This window comes from Agromyces ramosus (genome assembly GCF_030817175.1).
Classification (GTDB): domain Bacteria; phylum Actinomycetota; class Actinomycetes; order Actinomycetales; family Microbacteriaceae; genus Agromyces; species Agromyces ramosus_A.
The window spans coordinates 1,089,994-1,109,291 of the sequence record NZ_JAUSYY010000001.1 but is presented as its reverse complement, the minus strand read 5'-3'; the positions used below and the strand labels follow the sequence as shown (position 1 = coordinate 1,109,291).

The following is a 19,298-nucleotide window of genomic DNA, read 5'->3' as shown; positions in this document are numbered from 1 at the left end:
ACATATGACCTTACCGGGGGGTCTCCCTTTCGTACAGCTGACGCGATGGGGTCGCCGCCACGCCGCAGGCCGGCCTCTCGCGGCAGCTCGCCGCTACCGGGAGGTCGGCGTGAGCACGACCTTGCCGCGCAACTCGCCGGCCTCCGCGAGGGCGTGCACCGTGGCGAGGTCATCGAGCGGGTAGTACGCGCTCACGTCGACCGCCAGCTCACCGGCGTCGACGAGCTGCACCAGGTGCGCGAGCTGGGCGGCATCGCTGCGCACGAACACGCTCACCGTACGGACGTCGACGCCGGGCGGCACCACGCCGGGCGTCGTCGTCGAGACGAAGACGCCGCCGGGCTTCACGAGCGACACGAGCGCGGCGGTCTCCTCGGGCGACGTGCGCACGAGGTTCAGCACGACATCGACCGGCTCGGTCAGGGCGTCGACCACGGGCATCGTCGTGTAGTCGATGACCTGCGAGGCGCCCTGCGCGGCAACCGCGTCACGGCTTCGGGTGCTCGCCGTGGCGATCACGGTCGCGCCGGCCGCGGCGGCGAGCTGCACGGCGAAGCCGCCGACTCCGCCGCCCGCGCCGTTCACGAGCACCCGCTGTCCGGGGCGCACCTGGGCGTGCTCGACGATCGCCTGCCAGGCGGTGAGTCCGCTCGAGGCCAGCGCCGCGGCATCCGTCGACGCAATGGTCTTCGGCGCTCGGGTGAGCAGCTCGGCCGGCACGATCGCGAACTCGGCGGATGCCCCGGGCCCGGTCATCGGCAGGAACGCGACGACGTCCTGCCCCACGAGCTCGGCAGACACGCCCTCGCCGACGGCGACCACGGTGCCGCTGACGTCGATGCCCGGCACGTGCGGCAGGTCGACGGGGAACACCTCCGCGAGGTAACCGGCACGGATGGTGGCGTCGACCTGGTTGAAGGTCGTGCCGGCGACGCGGACGAGCGTCTCGCCGGGGCCGGCCTCGGGGCGGGGGAGCTCGACGGTCTCGAGCACGGTCGGCTGGCCGTAGTGGGTGAACTGGATGGCGCGCATGGTGGTGGTTCCCTTCGTGGGGGTCGTGGTCGTGGTCGTGGTGGTGGTGGTGTCGGTGGTGTCTGAAGTGGTCATTCCAGCTAACTCCTTCGAATTCGAACTACCTTCACTCCTCGACAACACGCACCATCCCGCATCTATTTCCAATTCGAACCAACTCGTTGGATAGGCTTCGAGACATGTCCGACCACGCGGTTCCGCCGGCCCTCCCGCCGGAGTTCGGCGTGTACTTCGCACTGCTCGAGGTGAGCGCGCTCGTCCAGCACGGCGTCGAGGGTCAGTTGCGGCGCGACGGAGGGCTCAGCTTCGTGCAGTTCCAGATCCTCGCGATCTGCGGCGAAGATCCCTCAAGCCCGCGTAGCATGACCGACCTGGCCGACCGGCTCGTGCACAGCAAGAGCGGTCTCACCTACCAGGTCGACCGGCTCGAGGCACGGGGCCTCGTCGCGCGCGTGCCGTCACCGCAGGACGAGCGCGGCGTGAACGTGACGCTCTCGCCGAAGGGCTCAACCGTGCTTCAGCGCGTGCTTCCGGGTCACCTCGAGGTGGTGCGCGACGTGCTCGTCGACGCGCTCGATGACGCCGAGCGCGACGAGCTCACGCGCCTGCTCGGCCGCGTTGTGCAGCACATGCGGTCGCGGCCACCGCGCTCTGCGAGCCGCGCCGCACGCAACGCCTAAGGGATGAAACGGAGGGGGCCACGTGGCACGCATCGAGATCGACGGCTTGGACACCTGGATCGAAACTCGCGGCAGCGGTGAGCGCACCGTCGTTCTCCTGCACGGCGGCCTCGGCTACAGCGACCAGCTTTTCGACTCGATCGGCACGCATTTCGAGCAGGAGTTCCGCGTCGTCGGCTTCGACCGGCGCGGGCACGGGTACACGCCGGATACCGATGCGCCGTTCCACTACGACGACATGGCGGCGCATGCCATCAAGGTGCTCGAGCACCTCGGTGCATCCTCGAAGGTGCACGTGGTGGGGTGGAGCGATGGCGGAATCGTGGCCATGCTCGTCGGGCTTCACCGGCCCGACCTCGTCGATCGGCTCGTGCTCATCGGCACCAACTTCCACTTCGAGGGCATTCTCGCGCCCGAGATGAGCGACGAATCGGTGAGCGCTGGCCCGATATTCGAGGGCTACGCCGCCCGATCGCCAGATGGTGCCGATCACTTCCCCGTCGTGGTCGAGAAGTTGATGACGGTCTTCGCCACCGAGCCGACGCTGACGACCGCCGAGGTCGCGCGGCTGGGGCATCCGACCCTGGTGCTCGTGGGCGACGACGACGTCGTGCGCCTCGACCACACGGTTGCGCTCTACGAGGCACTGCCGGCGGGGCGACTCTGCGTCATCCCGGGCGCCTCGCATGCGGTGGTGCTCGAGCACCCCCGGCTCGTCGCGGCGATCATCACGGAGTTCCTTCAGGGCCCTGAGCCACCTGAGACGTCGATACCGATCAGGCGGGCGCCGCGCGTTTCGTGACGGGCGCAGTTCGGGGCCGGGCTCTCGTGCCGCCCGGCCCCGGCACGTCGTGCGTCGTGCGTCGTTGCATCGCGCGTGCTGCTGCGTGCTACTGCATGCTGTGCGTGCCGCTACGCCGGGGGCGCCTCCTGCAGGGCGCGCACCTCGATGCGGCCCTGCAGCGCCGCCGATGCCTTGGTCGCCCAGTCGACGGCCGCGGCTTCGTCTGCCGCCTCGATCACCCAGAATCCGCCGACGTACGCCGGCGCCTCGACGAACGGCTCGTCGAGCACTCGGGTCTCGCCCGACGAGACGTCGACGGTCTTCGCGGTCGATGGCGGGTTCAGGCCGCCGGCGAACAGGAACGCTCCCGACTCCTTGAGCGCGGTGTTGAACTCGTCGACTGCGGCCAGCACGGCGGCGAGCTCGGCGGGGTCGAACTCCTGCATCGACGCCATCGTCGGCTCGGTGGCGGAGTCGTGGGGCACGGTGAGGAAGTACTGCGTCATCGGTCTACCTTTCGTCAGGGCGCCGTTGGTGTCGCCTTCACTCATGCGTCGAACACGTGCGGCTCGGATCGACACGGAAACGGAATTCGCTCGGATGCCGCGGCGGCACTTGTCCTCCACAGGTGGGCTCCGAGCGCGGTTTTCCACAGCCTGACCGGGCCTTTTCGCCGTCGTCGGATGTCGGTCGGTGCCGCGAGAATCTACCTATGACCCACCCCGTCGATGTGCTCGAGCAGCTCCGCTCGATGCTTGCCGACGTGCTTCGGTTCGATTCGGCATCCCGATGCTCCGACGATGAGTTGCTCCCGACGATGGGCGCACTCGAGGCGCTCGGCCGGGTGGTCGACGCGCATCGCGCGGCCTATGCCGGCGAGGTGGCCGAGCGGTCGCGCGCAGAGCTCGGCGAGCAGCGGTTGTCGACCCGCACGGGGTGCCGGTCCGCGGTCGAACTGGTCGAGCGGGTCACCCAGGCGTCGGCGTTCGAGGCGCGCCGACGCATCGCGCTCGGGTCCGCCACCCGTGCGCGCTCCGGGTTCAGCGGTGAGCCCATCGAGGCGGTGTTCCCGGTCGTTGCGGCGGCGCTTGCCTCAGGCGACCTGGGGGCGGATGTCGCGGGCACGATCATCCGCGAACTCGACCGCACCCGTACCGTCGCCGACCCGCTCGCGCTTTCGGCCGCCGAGCAGGCCCTCGTCGACGAGGCGACCGGGCGGGGCGACGGCGCGCCGGTGCGCTGCACCGCCGACGAGTTGCGGGTTCAGGCCCAGGCCTGGTCGACCTTCCTCGACCAAGAACGGCCGCGAACCCGACGACGAGCGCGCGATGCGGCGCCGAGGGCTTCGGCTGGGGCGAGCGCGAGACGGACTCGTGCCGCTCACCGGCGAGCTCATGCCCGAGGTCGCCGCGAAGCTCACGCGCCTCTTCGACGCACACCTCTCGCCACGTTCGGGCACCGGCTTCATGACCGAGGCGGAACGGGCGAGCAGTGCCGACTCCGGCGAGACACGCAGCGCCGACCAACAGCGCCACGACGTGCTCGCCGCCGCCATCGACACGGCCGCGCGCTCGGGCGAGCACCCGACCATCGGCCGCGCCGCGCCGACGGTGCTCGTCAGCGTTCGCGCGGCTGATCTCGTAGCGGGCCGCGGCGTCGCCCACGCCGACGGCGTCGACGTTCCCATCTCACTCCGGGCAGCCCGGCACATGATCTGCACCGGCGGCACCCAGACGGTGACCTTCGACGACGACGGTCGCATCATGGCGCTCGGCTCGCCCGAGCGGTGCTTCACGCCGCACCAGCGCCGGGCGATCACGCTTCGCGACGGCGGATGCCTCATCCCCGGATGCTCCGTGCCCGCCGCCTGGTGCGAGATCCACCACGTCGCTCCCGCCGCCGAGGGCGGGCCTACGGACCCCGGCAACGGGGTGATGCTGTGCTGGTTCCATCACCGCACGATCGACACGTCGGGTTGGGGCATCCGCATGCTGCGCGGGGTGCCGCAGATCCGCCCGCCCGCGTGGCTCGACCCGGGTGGTGGTTGGCGAGCAGTCACGAAGTCGCCGACGCGGCTCGCCGACCGGCACGAGCGGCGCGAGCGATCGGAGAACCCCGCGGCCTGACCGCAGTGCCACGTGACGACCGGCGATGTCGCACGGCTGGAGCATGCGACCGTGGCGCGCCCGGTTGGGCCCAGTCGACGGCAGCGGCTTCGTCCCCGGTGCGGTGCGGCATCCGGCGAGCTACCCTGATCGCATCGACCGAATCTGACGCCACCGACCGAGGAGGACGACCATGAGCGACACCACGGGCCGCGACGACCGCGACCTGCCCGACGACCGCGACTTCGCCGACGACGCGAACGAGCAGGCGCGGCTGCGCGTCGAGCACGGACGTGAGCTCGGCGTCGATCCCTTCTTCGAGGGGGCGAACATCACTGAGAGCGACGGCCCCGACCTCGAGGCCGGCGATGACCTCGACACCGGGGGCGGGCACCGAACGCCGCGCGACTGACGCTTGGTGCTCGTCGGTCAACGGGCATGGGGAAGGCCACCCGACACGAACGCGCCGCGGGGGTCTTGCACGGAGAGCAGCGACACGATGTCGCGGCCGAGCACGAACGCGGTGAGCCACACGACGAGCACGCGGATCTTGCGCTCCCACGTCGGGATGGCGAGCACGTGGTACCCGCGGTGCATCAGCCAGGCGAGCGGACCGGTGATAACCAGGCGCTTGTACTGGAAGATGCCACGGCCGAGGCCGAGCGTCGCCACGACGCCGAGCGAGTGGTGCCGGTAATCACGCGGCAGTTCGCCGTGCAGCGTCGCCGCGATGTTCGCCGCGAGGCGCTTGCCCTGGCGCACGGCGTGCTGCGCGTTCGGCACGGTGAGGGCGCCGGGCGTCGGCAGCGCCAGATCGGGGACGGCGGCGTTGTCGCCGGCGGCCCATGCGTCGAGCACGGGTGCGTCTGGCGTCCCGACCCGGAGGTCGGCGCGAACGATGAGCCGGCCACGCTCGTCGGTCGGCAGGTCGGTGTGCTTGGCGATCACGGGATGCGCGGCGTTGCCCGCGGTCCAGACGATCAGGTTGGCGTCGAACTCCTCACCGTTCGAGAGCACGACATGCCCGTCGACGGCCGAGACGACCCGCGCGTCCAGGTGCACGTGCCCGCCACGGGTTCGCAGCGACTCCACGACCCAGCGCCCCGGGGCATCCGTCACCTCCGGCAGGATGCGGCTGTTCGCCTCGACGAGGTGGAACGCGAGCTCCGAGAACCGGATCTCGGGATACCGCTTCAGCAGGGAGGTCGCGAGCGAGAGCAGCTCGCCGAAGCCCTCGACACCCGAGAATCCCCCGCCGACGTACGCGAAGGTGAGCAGACGACTGCGGTCGGGTCCGGGCTCCATCACCGAGGCTCGGTCGAACGCCGTCAGCAGCCGGTCGCGGATTGCGACGGCCTCCTCCACGTGCTTCATGCCGATCGCCACCTCCTCGGCACCCGGGATGGGGAGCACGCGGGTGACTGCGCCGGCGGTGACCACGATGATGTCGTAGTCGACCACGAAGTCGGGGCCGTCGGCCGGGCGCACCGTCACGGTCTTGTCGGCGTGCCGGATCATCGTCGCGCCGCCGGCGATGATGCGGGTGCGCTTGAGGTGCGACCGGAGCGAGATCGCCGCATGGCGAGCCTCGATGGATCCCGCGGCGACCTCCGGCAGAAACGGCTGATAGGTCATATACGGCCGGGGGTCGATGATCACCAGCTCGGCTTCACGCGGCTTGAGTCGCTTCTCGAGCTTCCAAGCCGTGTAGAAACCGGCGTATCCGCCGCCCACGATCACGATCCTGCGCATGTGCTGCTCTCCAATCGATCCTTCACTGGCTTTAACCGATCTGAACGGCCGGTTGTGCCCACGCTCAGCTGTGATGTCACGACGTCGAGAGAGATTGTCACGATGTCGAGAGAGTCGCTCCCTACGGCCTCTCTTGACGCATCGCGCCGGGTGGGTGAGGATTGAGACGATTCATCGGGAAATCGCTTTCCCGAACCTCAATACCTCGGAACATCGATGCGGCGAGCACGGACGCTGCTGCACCGAGCACGACACACGATCGAAGGAGATCCACGTGGGTCCGAACGTCCGACACGGCCGCGCCCGGCCGATCATCGCCGCGCTCACCGGCGCCGCACTGGTCGCGGGCGCCGCCCTGACCGCATCGCCGGCTGCGGCCGCCGAAGGCGAGATCGACTACAGCTTCGACTTCGGTGGGCCCGCCACCCCGGTCGCCCCCGGCTGGCTCGGAGTGAATCCCGGCGCCACCTACGACGCCGCGCGCGGCTACGGGTTCACGACCGCGCCCGCGTCCAACGGCTTCCGCGACCGCGGCGGCGATGACCTGCTCAAGCGCGACTTCACCATCAGCAACACGCAGGCGTTCGCGGTCGACGTGCCGAATGGCGCGTACGAGGTCACCACGTGGGCCGGCGACCTCATCGCGGGCAACGCCACGAGCTTCAACATCGAGGGCACGGCGTTCGCCGGCCCGCGCACGAGCACGGGGGTCGTGCACGAGCAGTACTTCCCGGCGATCCAGGTGGCCGACGGGCAACTGAACGTGCGCGTCACGGGCGGCGACGGCCGCGTCAACGGCCTGCGTGTGCAGACACCGCTGGCCGCACCGGCCGGGCTCGAGGCATCCGACATCGATGCCGTGAACGAGACCATCACGCTCGGTTGGCAGCCGGTGACGGATGCCACCGGCTACGCCGTGTTCCGCTCGGCGCCCGGCGGCGAGCTGACCGAGATCGCGCGCATCACGGATGCCGCGACCACGACGTTCACCGATGACACGGTCGCCCTCGGCGAGACCTACGAGTACGCCGTGGCCACCGTGAAGGGCGACCGCACCTCGCGGCCGAGCGAGCGCGTCGAGGCATCCGTCATCGACCCCGACGTCGCGGCGCCCGCCGCGCCGACCGGCATCGAGACCGCCGCGATCGACCGCAACGAGCTCACGCTCAGGTGGGCCGACCCGGGCGATGCGGTGCAGTGGAAGGTGTTCCGAAGCACCCGTGCCGACCTCGCGTTCGAGCAGATCGGCACGACGACCGAGCCCACGTTCACCGACACCGACGTGCTCACGACGCGGCCGTACCTCTACCAGCTCGTCGCGCTGAACGCGGGCGGCACCTCGGCGACCTCCGGAACCTACGCCACCGCGGTCGCGACGACGCTCGTGCGCCAGGCCGAGTACCTCGACCGCGCACCGGTCGCCGTGCAGACGGCCGACGGCGTGTACCTCGGCTGGCGCCTGCTCGGCCTCGACGCCCGCGACCTCGCGTTCGACGTGTACCGCGACGGCGAGAAGATCACCGACGAGCCCATCACGGGCGCGACGAACCTCGTCGACCCCGACGGCAGCTCGGCCAGCACCTACCTCGTCACCGCGCGCATCGCCGACCGCGACGTGAGCGTCACCGACGAGTTCGGCGTGTGGAGCGAGCAGTTCCTCGACGTGCCGCTCGACAAGCCCGCCGACGGCGTGACGCCGAGCGGCCAGGCGTACACCTACCACCCGGGCGACGCGAGCGTCGGCGACCTCGACGGCGACGGCGACTACGAGCTCGTCTTCCAGTGGTACCCCTCGAACGCGCAGGACAACTCGCGGTCGGGCTACACGGGCAACGTCTACCTCGACGCGGTCGAGCTCGACGGCACGCGGCTGTGGCGCATGGACCTCGGCGTCAACATCCGTGCCGGCGCCCACTACACGCAGTTCCAGGTGTACGACCTCGACGGTGACGGACGCGCCGAGGTGTCGTTCAAGACCGCCGACGGCACGATCGACGGCGTCGGCAACGCGATCGGCAACGCCACCGCCGACCACCGCAACGCGACGGGCTACATCCTCACCGGCCCCGAGTACCTCACGGTGTTCGACGGCCAGACCGGCGCGGCGCTCGACACCGTCGACTACGTGCCCGGGCGTGGCAACGTGGGCTCGTGGGGCGACACCTACGGCAATCGCGTCGACCGGTTCCTCGCCGGCACGGCCTACCTCGACGGCGAGCACCCGAGCCTGATCTTCTCGCGCGGCTACTACACGCGCACGGTGATCGCGGCGTGGGACTTCCGCGACGGGCAGCTCACTCCGCGCTGGACCTTCGACTCGGCCGACCCCGCCTACGGCTCGGCCTACGAGGGGCAGGGCAACCACCAGCTCACGACGGCCGACGTCGACCGCGACGGCCTCGACGAGATCGTGTTCGGCTCGATGACGATCGACGACGATGGCACGCCGCTCTACAACACGCGGCTCGGCCACGGTGACGCCGAGCACGTCAGCGACCACGTCGTCGACCGCCCGGGCCTCGAGGTGTACGCGGTGCACGAGACCCCGAGCGGCAACGGCGGCGTCATCGCGTCGATGCGCGACGCCGAGACCGGCGAGGTGCTGTGGTCGAATCCCGGCAGCCGCGACACGGGTCGTGGCGTCGCGGCCGACATCGACCCGGGGCATCCGGGAGCCGAAGCCTGGAACGTCGGCGGGGATGCCGCATGGAACTCCCGCGTCGGCACCATGAACGCTGCCGATGGCACCGTGATCGGCACGACGATTCCCGCCGCGAACTTCGTCACCTGGTGGGACGGCGACCTCACGCGTGAGATCACCGACCACGACTTCTCGGATGCCACGCAGACGGGCGTGCCCACGATCTCGAAGTGGGACCCGTCCACCGGGACCGCGGTGCCGTTGCTGCGTGCCGACGGCATGCTGACGAACAACGGCACCAAGGGAAACCCGATGGTGCAGGCCGACCTGTTCGGCGACTGGCGCGAAGAGCTCGTCGTGCGGCACGCGACGGGTGATGCGCTGCGCATCTACACGACGACGGATGTCACCGAGCACCGCATCCCGACGCTCATGCACGACCCGCAGTACCGGCAGGCCGTCGCGTGGCAGAACACCGCCTACAACCAGCCGCCGCACCCGTCGTACTTCCTCGGCGCGGGCATGGCTGAGGCGCCGGTGCCGTCCATCGCGTACGCGAATGCACCCGAAGCGGATGCCACGGCGCCCGTCATCGCGGGCCTGCCCTCGGGCACCGTGGTCGCCGACGCTCCGCTGCAGCTCGCGATCACCGCCGACGACCCCGAGAGCGGCATCCGTTCCCTGTCGGTCACGCTCGGCGGCGAGGAGGTCGCGGCCGATGCATCCGTCGACCTGACCGAGCTCGGGCTGGCTGGTGAGGTGGCGGTCGTCGTGACGGCGACCAACCACGCCGGACTCGCCTCGGAGGCGACGAGCACGCTGCTCGTCGTGCCGGCCGATTCTGCTGCCTCGAAGCCGGGTCGCGGCACGCTCTCGAACACGAGCGGCTGGGAGTACGGACTGCACGACGGCAACTACGACGTGGTGATGAACCTGTGGCACGGCACGCCGGGCAGCATCTTCCGCCTCTACGAGAACGGCATGCTCGTGTCGACGCGCGTGCTCGGCGACACCGCCGGCATGTCGCAGACCACGGGCGTGACGTTCGCGGGCAAGCCGAACGGCACGTACGTCTACACCGGCGAGCTCATCAACTCGCAGGGCTCGACAGCGACGACCTCGACGACAGTCAAGGTGACGGATGCCGCGCCGGGCAAGCCGGTCGTCAGCACCGACCAGCGCAAGGGCGCCGGCTCGTTCACCGCCACGGCGAACCTGTGGTGGGGAACGAACGCGACCTCGTACCGGTTCGAGCTCGACGGAGTGGTCGTCGGCTCGGGCTCGCTGGCCGCGGCAACGCCGGGCGCGCAGGTCGCTTCGGTGCAGCTGACGGGTGTGGCGCCCGGTGAGCACACGCTCGTCGCGGTCTTCGGGAACGCCAAGGGCGAGACGGCGTCGAAGCCCGTGAAGGTGACGGTGAAGTAGCGGCGCCAGTCGCTGCACGAGGGGCCGGGCGTGTGCGCCCGGCCCCTCGGCGTCTCACAGCGTCGACTACTCTTCGACGCCCGGGTCGCCGCCGTCGAGGCCGCCGTCGGTGGAGTCGCTGAGCGGGGCAGCCTCGGTGGTCGAATTGGGCAGCTCTTCGCCGTCGCGGGTGGGGTCGTCGGTGCGGCCCTCGCGCCGGGTCGTCTCGTCGGCCTGGTCGGGCTCGTCGATGGGCGGGTTGGCGCCCTCGGGCGTGGTGGAGTCGGTCATCGGATGCTCCTTCTTCGAATCGGCCTTCGTCGAGTCGGAATGTGGCCTCGGCGGGCCACGTGCTGCCAGCTTTCCGTCCGCCCTCGTCGCCGGGAAAGGGGTTGACAGCGGCGGCGCGCCGCCGAGGCATCCGCCCGGCTGACCTCGTATTCCACCCGGCTGCCCTCGCAGACGCAGGTGCGACCTTTCCTTTGGCGCATGCCAGTTCCCCCTCAACGATGAGGCGGAACTGGCATACCGGAATCAGGACATCACGTTGGCGAGGACAGCGGCCGAATGCCGCCCGAGAACCCGTGCGGTCTGCGCCGACCGCCGCTCTGGTCCTCCGGGGAGCGGGCGGGTAGCCTCCGGTCATGGGACCAACGTTCGTGGCGGCGCTGCAACAGGCCAGCGCCGATCTGGTGGAGGCCGGTGTCGGCACCGTGGCGCTCGCGGCATCCGCTGGGGGCGTCGGCCTCGGCGCCGCCCTGCTGCCCGTCATCGCGCTCGCCGGTGCATTGACCGCCGCGATCGCCGTCGGGTGGCTGATCGTGGTCTGGCTGCAGAAACCCGGCGTCGAGGGCACCTTCGGGGTGACCGAGCCGAGAGCAGCGGGTCTTCTGGCCGTCGGATTCGTGTCGGGGTCCGCGGCCGCGCGGTGGCTGCCGGCGACCGTGATGCAGCTCGCGTGCGATGGCGTCATCGCGATCCACGATCGGCGCGACCTCGAGGACTCTTCGACGGTGCGCCCCAGGGACGTGCGTCTCGTGTTCGTCGCGGCGAACCCGCTCGTGATCGATGCGGGCTCGGAGGGGAGTGCCACGGAACTCGCCATCGTCGGTGCGGTGCTCTCGCCGGGGCTCGTGGGGGAGACGGCGCGACCGGTGCACGGCTCGACGGTCGACGTCGACCGCGTCGTCATGTCGAACCCGCGACTCGCCGCGGTGACGAGCGTCGCGTTCACCGATGCGGCGGGTGCCTACCGGGAGCGGCGCCCGGCCGGCCGCCTCAGGGCCGCCTCCATCGGCGGCGGACTCGCCCTCGCCCTGGGGTTCATCTCGCTCGGCTTCGGGGACCGCACCTCCGACAGCATCGCCTGGAGCGCGATCGTCATCGGCGCGGTGTCCTTGGGCCTCCGTGTGCTCCTGCCGCGCTGGATCCCCCTGAACGGCGCCGGCATCCGGCTCCGCGAGCGGGCGAACGAATTCCGGGAAGACGTGGCAAGCGCGAGGGTTGCGAGCCTCGCCGCCGGCGAGCAGCTGCTCCCGTGGGCCGTGTTGTTCGACGAGGCATCCACCATTCGGCGCGTGGCCGAGGTCGCCGCGCGCTCGGGCGCGGCGCCGGCGTGGTACCGCTCGCCGGCGGGATTCTCGGCCGATCGACTCGTGTCGTGCATCGCGGTGCTCTCGAGCGAGCTGTCGCAACCGATCCGGGTGGGCGGCCGGGCGGTGTGGCTGAAGGATGACTCGCGGTTCGGCGTGCCGCTCATCGCCGACAACCAGGGCTGGGGCGGCGGCTACCTCGGCTACGGCGGCGGCTATGGCGGTGCCTACGGTGACGGTGGTGTCGGCGGCTTCGAGGGCGACGGCAGCTTCGGTGGGGGCGGTTTCGACGGTGGTGGCGGAGGCGACGGCGGTGGAGGCTGACGCTGACCGCTGCCCGCCTACTCCGCCGGGATCGCCCGCGAGATCAGCTCTGACAGCGTGGTCGCCGGGTACTGCAGGTCGGGCGCCTGCGTCACGTTCGTGAGCACGACGATGACGGTGCCATCAGCAGCCCGCACGGTCGCCTGCGTCTGGTAGCCGCTGATCTGGCCGTTGTGGCCGACGAGCCCGTTGAAGTCCGAGATGCCGAGCCCGTAGGGCAGGGCGCCGCTCGTCACGAACTCCATGCGCTCAGCCTGCATGGCCGGGTCGAGCAGTTCACCCGACACGAGCCTCTGCGGTCGCATGCCGCACAAGGGCGGGGTCGCTGCAGTAGCCTCGCCTCATGCCTGAACGCTTCGCGAGTGTCGACGAGTTCCTTGCCGCCCAGGAGCCGCAGCGGCGCGCCGACGTCGAGACCCTGCGTGTGCTCGTGCACGAGGCCGAGCCGTCGCTCACCGAGATCGTCAAGTGGAACTCGCCCGACTACACGCTCGACGGCGTCGACCGGCTCACGGTCAACGCGGCGGGCAAGGGGCCGGTGCGGCTCATCCTGCACTTCGGCACCGAGCGCGCCGAAGACAGGGGCGCCGCGCCGACGTTCGCGGGCGACCCCGACGGGCTGCTCACCTGGCACTCCGACATCCGGGCCAGTCTCGCCCTGCCGGAGCGGGCGAAGCTCGCCGGGCAGCGCGACGCGATCATCGCCGTCATCCGGGCCTGGCTGGCCGAACGGTGACGGCGATGATCGCCGGCGAACGCGCTATCGCGTGATCACCGCGAAACCGCCCGGCGGGAGCAGCACCTCGCCGCGCCCGTCGAGGGCGCGCTCGCTCACGAGCTCGCCCCGGTCGTCGTAGACCCGCACGGTCGAAGCGGCGCCGTCGAATCCGACCCCAGCCGTATGCCGTGACTTCGAGGTCGAGTGCACGAGCTCCGTCGCGCCACCCGAGCCGTCGAACACGAGCCTGGAGATCGCCGGACGCACCAGCAGGGCGTCGAGCGTGACCGTGCCGGTCTTCACCGACGCCGTCAACGAACTCGCCGACCCGTCGACCGGCAACTGCAGCGTGCGCGGCAGCAGCACGCCCGGCACGGGGCTGATGCCCTGGGGTTCGCCGCGTCCGTCGAGCGAGCCGACAGGCCCACCGTCGCTCTTCCAGATCGAACGCGCTCGGGCGTCCTCCGGCAACCACGCGACCGGCTCGATCGAACGCGCCACGTCGTCGGTGCCGATGTCGAACGTCGCCGCCTCGCCGCGGTCGAGCACGAGCACGTCACCGCGGTACAGCGACTCCCCGGTCCACGCCGACGCGGGCGTCTCGACCGAGCCGGTCGTCGACGTCGCCGACTCGGCCTCGACGACGCGAAGGCCGTCGAGCTCAGCGACATCCGTCACCGTCGTCGCACGCGACGCCACAGCGGGATGCGCGTCGAGCGCGATCATCGACAGCAGCCCATGGATCGTGCTCTCGGCGCCGCTGTTGCGGTTGATCGAGCCGTCGGGCTGGATGCCGTCGAACGTGACGCCCGTCGCGGGGTCGTACATCGGCTCGCCGGCGCGGTTGGCGCCGAAGAACCACGCCGCCTGCAGCGCCGCGAGCTCAGCGAACCCGGTGCTGCCCGAAGCATCCGCCACCGACAGCAGCGACTGCACGCGCGAGTCGGCGCCGTAGGCGATCTGCACCCGATCCGACGGCGTGGGGAACCAGCCGTTGTCGGGGCCGCCCGCGGTGAGCAGCGTCGTCGTGAACCCGCTCGAGTCGGTGATCGCCGGCTCGAGCAGTGCCGCATCACCCAGGGCGACGGATGCCTCGGCGAGCGCCGCCGGCATCTGCGAGCCCCAGGCATGCCACATCGAGCGCGACTGCGCCCACGGCAGGATGGCGCCGTACGGCCACGAGTCGGTGTCGCCGGCCCCCATCGCGGCGATCCCTTCGGCGAGCCGAGCGAGCGTCGTGCGGGCGGCATCGTCACCGGGCGCCGCCTCGACATAGGCCGACAGGCCGAGCACGGCCTCAGCCGTCGCGTCGGCGCCGTCGACGATGAGCCATGCGGGTACCCGCATGCCATCGGAGACCTCGAACTCGCCGTAGCGGTCGAGCGCCTGGCGATCGACGGCCTCGCGCGCCAGACCGAGCCGCTCGCCGAGGAACGCCGCGAACTCGGCATCGGTCTCGGCGAAGGCTGCGTAGCCCTCGCCGAACGCCCAGATCGTGCGGGCGAGCCAGTAGCTCGCGTCGGAGTCCGACGGGTCGGGCAGCTCGACCGGCTCAGCGCTCGGATTGAGCTCGCCATCGGGCTGCATCCACAGCACCACGTTGCCGGCGTGCTCGCCCTCGGCGGTCTGCAAGTAGGCGAGCGAGCGCAGCAGCTCGTAGGCGCTCGCGCGGCTCGCGTCGTCGCCGGTCTGCTGCCAGTGCCGCAGGTAGACCACGGCGGCGCGTGAGACGTCGTCGGCGTTGTAGGCGCCCTGCCCCCAGTCACCGGTGGCGGGGTCGAACGGACCGCCGCCGACGCGCTCGAAGGTGCCGCCGGGGCGAGCATCGGCATAGGTCCACGGGAGCACGAGCTCCGGCTCCTCGGCGAGACGGTAGGTGGTGTGCCCCTGCTGGTCCGGCGGCGTCGCGGTGTCGAGCAGGAAGTCGAGGTGCGCGGTGTTGGTGAGCTGGTTCGGCTCGGCCGCCGACGCGGGAGTCGCCACCGTCGGCGACGTGAGCGCACCCGTGAGCGCGAGCGCGGCGGCGGTGCCGAGCGCGACCGTCGCCCACGAGCGGGGGCGACGGGCATCCGTGATGTTCATTCTGTGCCTTTCGTTCAGTCAGGCGGAGAGGTCGACTCAGTCGGTCACGCGATCGAGCCGCGCGACCCCGATCTGCGAGTCGGCCATGCCGTAGAACACGTAGTGCTCGCCGTCGATCTCCTCGATGGCGGTCGGGAAGACGACGTTCGGCACGATGCCGCTGCGCTCCTCCTCGGTCTCGGGTGCGAGCAGCGGCTCGGCGGTGCGCGCGAGCACGATCGTGGGGTCGTCGGCGTCGAGCAGCATCGCCCCCGCCGCGTAGTTGACGTTCTGCTGCTGCGAGAACGCGCTGTCGATCGTTCCGGTGACGCCGTGGTGGATGAGCAGCCAGCCCTCCGGCACCCGCAGCGGCGGCGGGCCCCCGCCGATCTTCAGCGCCTCGTACGCGAACTCCGGCCCCGCGAGCATGCGCGACTGCTGCCAGAGGGTGATCGCACGGATGTCGCTGAGCGCCGCTTCGAGCGGAACGAACGCGATCCAGATCGACTGGCGGTCGTCGGTGATGCCCGCGGGCACTCGCACGCCCTGGCCCGGCTTCGTCTCGCCGAGATTCCACATCGGACGGTGCAGCACCGCGAGGCTCGGGGTGCCGTCGGGCGCGGTGACCGGCTCGGGGAAGAACGTCGTGTCCTTGTTGTGGAACAGGTTGAGGTCCATGTCGAGCGCGTCGTCGTAGGCGAAGAGCGCCGGTCCGAGGCGGCGCCACTCGCGCAGGTCGGTCGACACGGCGATGGCCGTGCGCGGCCCGAGCGGACCGAAGGCGACATACGTCATGACCCAGCAGTCGAGGGCGTCGATGCGGGTGACCCGAGGGTCCTCGACGCCGGCGTTGGCGGCGCCGCGTTCCCAGCCGCGATCGGGCTCGAGCACGACGCCCTCGCGCACGACGCCGACCGGCACGCCGTCCTCGATCTCGACGCGCGCGAGCCCGACGCGCGACACGTTGCCGTCGGCGACGAGCCTGGGCAGCAGGTACAGCGTGCCGTCGGGCGCGCGGCCCGACGCCGGATTGAGCACGCCCTCGGCTTCGTTCGGTTCGCCGGGGTCGGGCCGCATGACGACCCCGATGCGGGTGAGGGTGTAGGGAACGGTGGTGATGGACATGTCAGCCTTTCACTCCGGAGCCGAGATCGTTCGAGACGAAATAGCGCTGGAAGATGATGAACAGGGCAACCGCCGGGCCGGCGAGGACGACCGCGCCGGCCATCATCGCCCCGAACGGGTTGGAGGTCGACGCCGCGACGTTCGAGATGAAGTTCGCGAGCGACACGGCGAGGGGTTGGAGTGCCGCCTCCTTCGTGATGAGGAACGGCCAGAGGAACTCGTTCCACGGTCCGATGAAGGTGAGCAGCACCGCGGTCAGCAGCGCCGGCCGCACGAGCGGCAGCGCCACCGACCAGAGGATCCGGAACTCCCCGGCACCGTCGATGCGGGCCGCGTCGAACAGCTCCTTCGGCAGCTGCAGGAAGTACTGGCGGAAGATGAGCACCGCCGTGGAGTTGATCAGGAACGGCAGGATCATGCCCAGGTAGCTGTCGGAGAGTCCGTAGTCACGGGCGATCATGACGTAGAGCGGGATCATCAGCAGCTGGAACGGGACGACCTGCACGAGCAGCACGAGCACGAGGGTCGCGCCGCGACCGCGCCACTTCAGCACGGACAGGGCATAGCCCGCGATCGTGCCGAAGATCACCGTGCCGAGCAGCACCCCGCCGGTGAAGATCCCCGAGTTGGCGAGCCCCTGGAAGAGGTTCACCCGCTCGTTGATGTTGACGTAGTTCTCGCCCGTGATGTTCGCCGGGTCGGGGAACGCGCCCGCCAACGTCGTGTCGGGAGCCGTCTGCAGCGAGCCGACGATCATGTAGTAGAAGGGGAAGAGGAATGCCACTGCGCCGAGCGCGAGCAGCACGTAGCGCGTGATGGTGCCGAGGCGCGTCATGACTCCCGACCTCCCAGGAAGCGGTACTGCACCCACGAGATGATCAGCACGAAGATGATCAGGATGACGCCGAGCGCTGACGCGACATCCGGATTCCCCTGCTCGATGCCCTTCTGGTACATGAGCAGCACGGGCGAGGTCGACGCGCCGTTCGGTCCCCCACCTCCCGTAAGGAGGTACGGCTCGGTGAAGAGGTTCGCGCCCGTGATCGTGGCGAGCAGGAACACGAGCACCGTGGCCGGGCGCACGCCGGGAACCGTCACCGAGAAGAACTTGCGCACCGCCCCCGCACCGTCGACCGACGCCGACTCGTAGAGCTCCTTGCCCACGTTCTGCAGGGCCGCGAGGTAGAGCAGGATGTAGAACCCGAGCCCCTTCCACGTGACGAACAGCGCGATCGTGGGCATCGCGAGGGCCGAGTTGACGAGCCACGACGGCTCGGGCTCGAGCGGGCCGAGCAGCTGGTTCACGAGCCCGTTCTGGCTGAACAGGAAGAGCCAGACCGCGACGACCGCGACCGAGGCGGTCACGTACGGCACGTAGTAGCTCACCCGGAAGAACGTGCGCGCGTGCACGACCCGGTCGAGCGCGGTCGCGAGCAGGAGCGAGAGCCCGACGGTCAGCGGCACGTTGATGAGCAGGAAGATGCCGACGTTGCCGAACGAACGCCAGACGGCGGGGTCCTGCACGATGGCGACGTAGTTGTCGAAGCCGACGAACGGCCGCTCGACCACGGCGCCCGGAGCGGCGAAGAAGTAGTCCTGGAACGACATCCACACGGAGAAGACGATGGGGTACGCGAAGATCAGCCCGATGAACAGCAGGTACGGCGTGCTGAGCAGCAGGCCGAGCGGATGCTCCCCGAGCCACCGCTTGCGGCGGCGGCTCGGGGGCGTCTCCTCAGGTTCCGTCGTCGTGCTCGGCGGTGCCGCGACGGTGGTCATGATCGGATCCCCGATCAGCCCTGGGCGAGTTCGTCGATCTCGGTGGCGGCGTCGGTGAGGAAGTCCGCAACCGGCTCCTCGCCGAAGATCACCGAGTTCGAGTAGCCGTCACGGAACGTCTGCCAGATCTCGATCGAGTTCGGCACGTTCGGCACCTCGACGGTGCGAGCGGCCTGGTCGCCGAACTGCTGGTAGGCCGGGTTCGCCTCGAAGTACTCGGCGTACGCGTCGGTCAGGTTCTGCCGCAGCGGCATCTGCCCGGTCTCCTCGAGCCAGACTCCGTCCTGCTCCTCGCTCGTCGAGAACTTCAGCACGTCCCAGGCCGTGGCCTGGTTCTCGCACGCGGTGAACATGCCGATGTTCTTGGCATCGCTGAACGTGTAGGTCTCCTCAGGCGCCGTGCCGTCTTGGGTGGGCACCGGGACGGCGCCCCAGTCGACGTCGTCGCCGTACACCGAGATGGCCCACGGGCCGACGATGGACATGGCGGAGACCCCATCGGCGAAGGCGTCGCCCTGGTACTGCTCCTTGCCGGCGAGACCCTCGGAGTAGAGCGTCGCCCAGAACTCGGCGACGGCCGTGCCGTTCTCATCGTCGAACGTCGCAGCGCCGTCTTCGACGAGCAGCGTGCCGTCGGACTGCGCCGCGTAGAGCGGGTAGAAGTCGAACCAGCTCTGGAAGAACTCGCTCGTGGGCGCGGGGTTGATGGCGAACTGCGAGGCACCCGAGGAGACGAGCGTGCGCGCCGTCTCGAGGAACTCGTCGTACGTCGCGAGCGGCGGGTTCTCGGGGTCGAGGCCCGCCTGGGCGAACATCGCCTTGTTGTAGAAGATCATCACGGGGTTCGACTTCCACGGCATCTGGTAGAAGTCGCCGTCAGCGGAGCGGTACTGGTCGGCGACGTCGCCGCTGCGCTCGGTGATGTAGCCGTCGCCGTCGTCGAACTCGGAGAGGTTCACGAGTCCGCCCTGCTTCTGGAACTGCGGCACCGCAGCCGGCGAGGTGTTGTAGACGAGGCATGGCGCGTTGCCCGCCGTGATCGCCGCGCCGATCACCTCTTCGCTCGAGGCTCCTGCGGGAATCTCCTGCGCCTTGATCTGCTCGTCGGGGTGCTCGGCGTTCCACGCCTCGACCATCTGCTCGCCCCAGGCGATCTCGGCCGCGTTGTTGGAGTACCAGATGGTGATATCGCCACGGCCCTCTTCACCGCCGTCGTCACCGCCTCCACCGGTGCACGCGGTGAGGGCGAGGAGCCCCGTCGCTGCGACTGCGGTCATCATCATTCGTCTGCGCATGGCCAG

Annotated in this window: 17 protein-coding genes and 1 pseudogene; 7 read left to right on the top strand and 11 right to left on the bottom strand. The window is 70.2% G+C overall.

Annotated elements, in window-relative coordinates:
* Positions 1 to 93: 93 nt before the first annotated feature.
* The gene (locus tag QFZ26_RS05210) at positions 94 to 1,107 is read right to left on the bottom strand and encodes an NADP-dependent oxidoreductase (protein WP_307039906.1); all 1,014 of its coding nucleotides are present in this window, start codon (positions 1,105 to 1,107) and stop codon (positions 94 to 96) included.
* Positions 1,108 to 1,211: 104 nt separating this feature from the next.
* Here QFZ26_RS05210 and QFZ26_RS05205 point away from each other — a divergent pair, with 104 nt between their 5' ends.
* Positions 1,212 to 1,712, top strand: a complete 501-nt coding sequence (locus tag QFZ26_RS05205) for a MarR family winged helix-turn-helix transcriptional regulator (protein WP_307039904.1) — start codon at positions 1,212 to 1,214, stop codon at positions 1,710 to 1,712.
* Positions 1,713 to 1,734: 22 nt separating this feature from the next.
* On the top strand, positions 1,735 to 2,514 hold the full coding sequence (locus QFZ26_RS05200) for an alpha/beta fold hydrolase (protein ID WP_307039902.1): 780 nt from the start codon (positions 1,735 to 1,737) through the stop codon (positions 2,512 to 2,514).
* Positions 2,515 to 2,624: 110 nt separating this feature from the next.
* Here the strand turns inward: QFZ26_RS05200 and QFZ26_RS05195 are convergent, their stop codons facing one another.
* Together QFZ26_RS05195 and QFZ26_RS05190 are read right to left on the bottom strand one after the other, a co-directional pair.
* A complete protein-coding gene (locus QFZ26_RS05195) occupies positions 2,625 to 3,002 on the bottom strand; it encodes a YciI family protein (RefSeq protein ID WP_307039900.1) in 378 nt (125 codons plus the stop codon).
* A 587-nt stretch (positions 3,003 to 3,589) separates the two neighbouring features.
* Complete coding sequence (locus QFZ26_RS05190) at positions 3,590 to 3,793, bottom strand: hypothetical protein (RefSeq protein WP_307045160.1); 204 nt, start codon at positions 3,791 to 3,793, stop codon at positions 3,590 to 3,592.
* A gap of 28 nt (positions 3,794 to 3,821) precedes the next feature.
* On the opposite strand from QFZ26_RS05190, the pseudogene QFZ26_RS05185 reads away from it, so the two are divergent.
* Both QFZ26_RS05185 and QFZ26_RS05180 read left to right on the top strand, forming a co-directional pair.
* Positions 3,822 to 4,622: pseudogene (locus QFZ26_RS05185) on the top strand (DUF222 domain-containing protein); the annotation flags it as partial.
* 172 nt (positions 4,623 to 4,794) lie between these two features.
* Positions 4,795 to 5,013, top strand: a complete 219-nt coding sequence (locus QFZ26_RS05180) for a hypothetical protein (protein WP_307039898.1) — start codon at positions 4,795 to 4,797, stop codon at positions 5,011 to 5,013.
* Between the two features lie 17 nt (positions 5,014 to 5,030).
* Here QFZ26_RS05180 and QFZ26_RS05175 read toward each other — a convergent pair whose 3' ends face one another.
* Complete coding sequence (locus tag QFZ26_RS05175) at positions 5,031 to 6,353, bottom strand: NAD(P)/FAD-dependent oxidoreductase (RefSeq protein WP_307039896.1); 1,323 nt, start codon at positions 6,351 to 6,353, stop codon at positions 5,031 to 5,033.
* Positions 6,354 to 6,627: 274 nt separating this feature from the next.
* Between QFZ26_RS05175 and QFZ26_RS05170 the strand changes: the two genes are divergently transcribed.
* Positions 6,628 to 10,419, top strand: coding sequence for a rhamnogalacturonan lyase family protein (locus QFZ26_RS05170; RefSeq protein WP_307039894.1), 3,792 nt, complete (start codon positions 6,628 to 6,630; stop codon positions 10,417 to 10,419).
* A gap of 66 nt (positions 10,420 to 10,485) precedes the next feature.
* Here QFZ26_RS05170 and QFZ26_RS05165 read toward each other — a convergent pair whose 3' ends face one another.
* The gene (locus QFZ26_RS05165; protein ID WP_307039892.1) at positions 10,486 to 10,689 is read right to left on the bottom strand and encodes a hypothetical protein; all 204 of its coding nucleotides are present in this window, start codon (positions 10,687 to 10,689) and stop codon (positions 10,486 to 10,488) included.
* Between the two features lie 353 nt (positions 10,690 to 11,042).
* Here QFZ26_RS05165 and QFZ26_RS05160 point away from each other — a divergent pair, with 353 nt between their 5' ends.
* Positions 11,043 to 12,314, top strand: a complete 1,272-nt coding sequence (locus QFZ26_RS05160; RefSeq protein ID WP_307039890.1) for a hypothetical protein — start codon at positions 11,043 to 11,045, stop codon at positions 12,312 to 12,314.
* Positions 12,315 to 12,331: 17 nt separating this feature from the next.
* Here QFZ26_RS05160 and QFZ26_RS05155 read toward each other — a convergent pair whose 3' ends face one another.
* The gene (locus tag QFZ26_RS05155) at positions 12,332 to 12,619 is read right to left on the bottom strand and encodes a hypothetical protein (protein ID WP_307039889.1); all 288 of its coding nucleotides are present in this window, start codon (positions 12,617 to 12,619) and stop codon (positions 12,332 to 12,334) included.
* 38 nt (positions 12,620 to 12,657) lie between these two features.
* Here QFZ26_RS05155 and QFZ26_RS05150 point away from each other — a divergent pair, with 38 nt between their 5' ends.
* Positions 12,658 to 13,050 (top strand): DUF1801 domain-containing protein, encoded by a 393-nt coding sequence (locus tag QFZ26_RS05150; protein ID WP_307039887.1) that lies wholly within the window; start codon positions 12,658 to 12,660, stop codon positions 13,048 to 13,050.
* A 24-nt stretch (positions 13,051 to 13,074) separates the two neighbouring features.
* On the opposite strand, the gene QFZ26_RS05145 is transcribed toward QFZ26_RS05150, so the two are convergent.
* Genes QFZ26_RS05145 through QFZ26_RS05125 form a run of 5 tightly spaced genes read right to left on the bottom strand, consistent with a single transcriptional unit; the run spans position 13,075 to position 19,292 of the window.
* Complete coding sequence (locus QFZ26_RS05145; RefSeq protein ID WP_307039885.1) at positions 13,075 to 15,114, bottom strand: hypothetical protein; 2,040 nt, start codon at positions 15,112 to 15,114, stop codon at positions 13,075 to 13,077.
* A 36-nt stretch (positions 15,115 to 15,150) separates the two neighbouring features.
* Positions 15,151 to 16,218: a glycoside hydrolase family 130 protein gene (locus QFZ26_RS05140; protein ID WP_307039884.1), complete on the bottom strand. Its 1,068-nt coding sequence runs from the start codon at positions 16,216 to 16,218 to the stop codon at positions 15,151 to 15,153.
* Between the two features lies 1 nt (position 16,219).
* On the bottom strand, positions 16,220 to 17,053 hold the full coding sequence (locus tag QFZ26_RS05135; RefSeq protein WP_307039882.1) for a carbohydrate ABC transporter permease: 834 nt from the start codon (positions 17,051 to 17,053) through the stop codon (positions 16,220 to 16,222).
* A complete protein-coding gene (locus QFZ26_RS05130) occupies positions 17,050 to 17,997 on the bottom strand; it encodes a carbohydrate ABC transporter permease (RefSeq protein ID WP_307039880.1) in 948 nt (315 codons plus the stop codon). The genes QFZ26_RS05135 and QFZ26_RS05130 overlap by 4 nt, the downstream gene beginning before the upstream one ends.
* A 14-nt stretch (positions 17,998 to 18,011) precedes the next feature.
* The gene (locus QFZ26_RS05125) at positions 18,012 to 19,292 is read right to left on the bottom strand and encodes an extracellular solute-binding protein (protein WP_307039878.1); all 1,281 of its coding nucleotides are present in this window, start codon (positions 19,290 to 19,292) and stop codon (positions 18,012 to 18,014) included.
* Between the last annotated feature and the right edge of the window lie 6 nt (positions 19,293 to 19,298).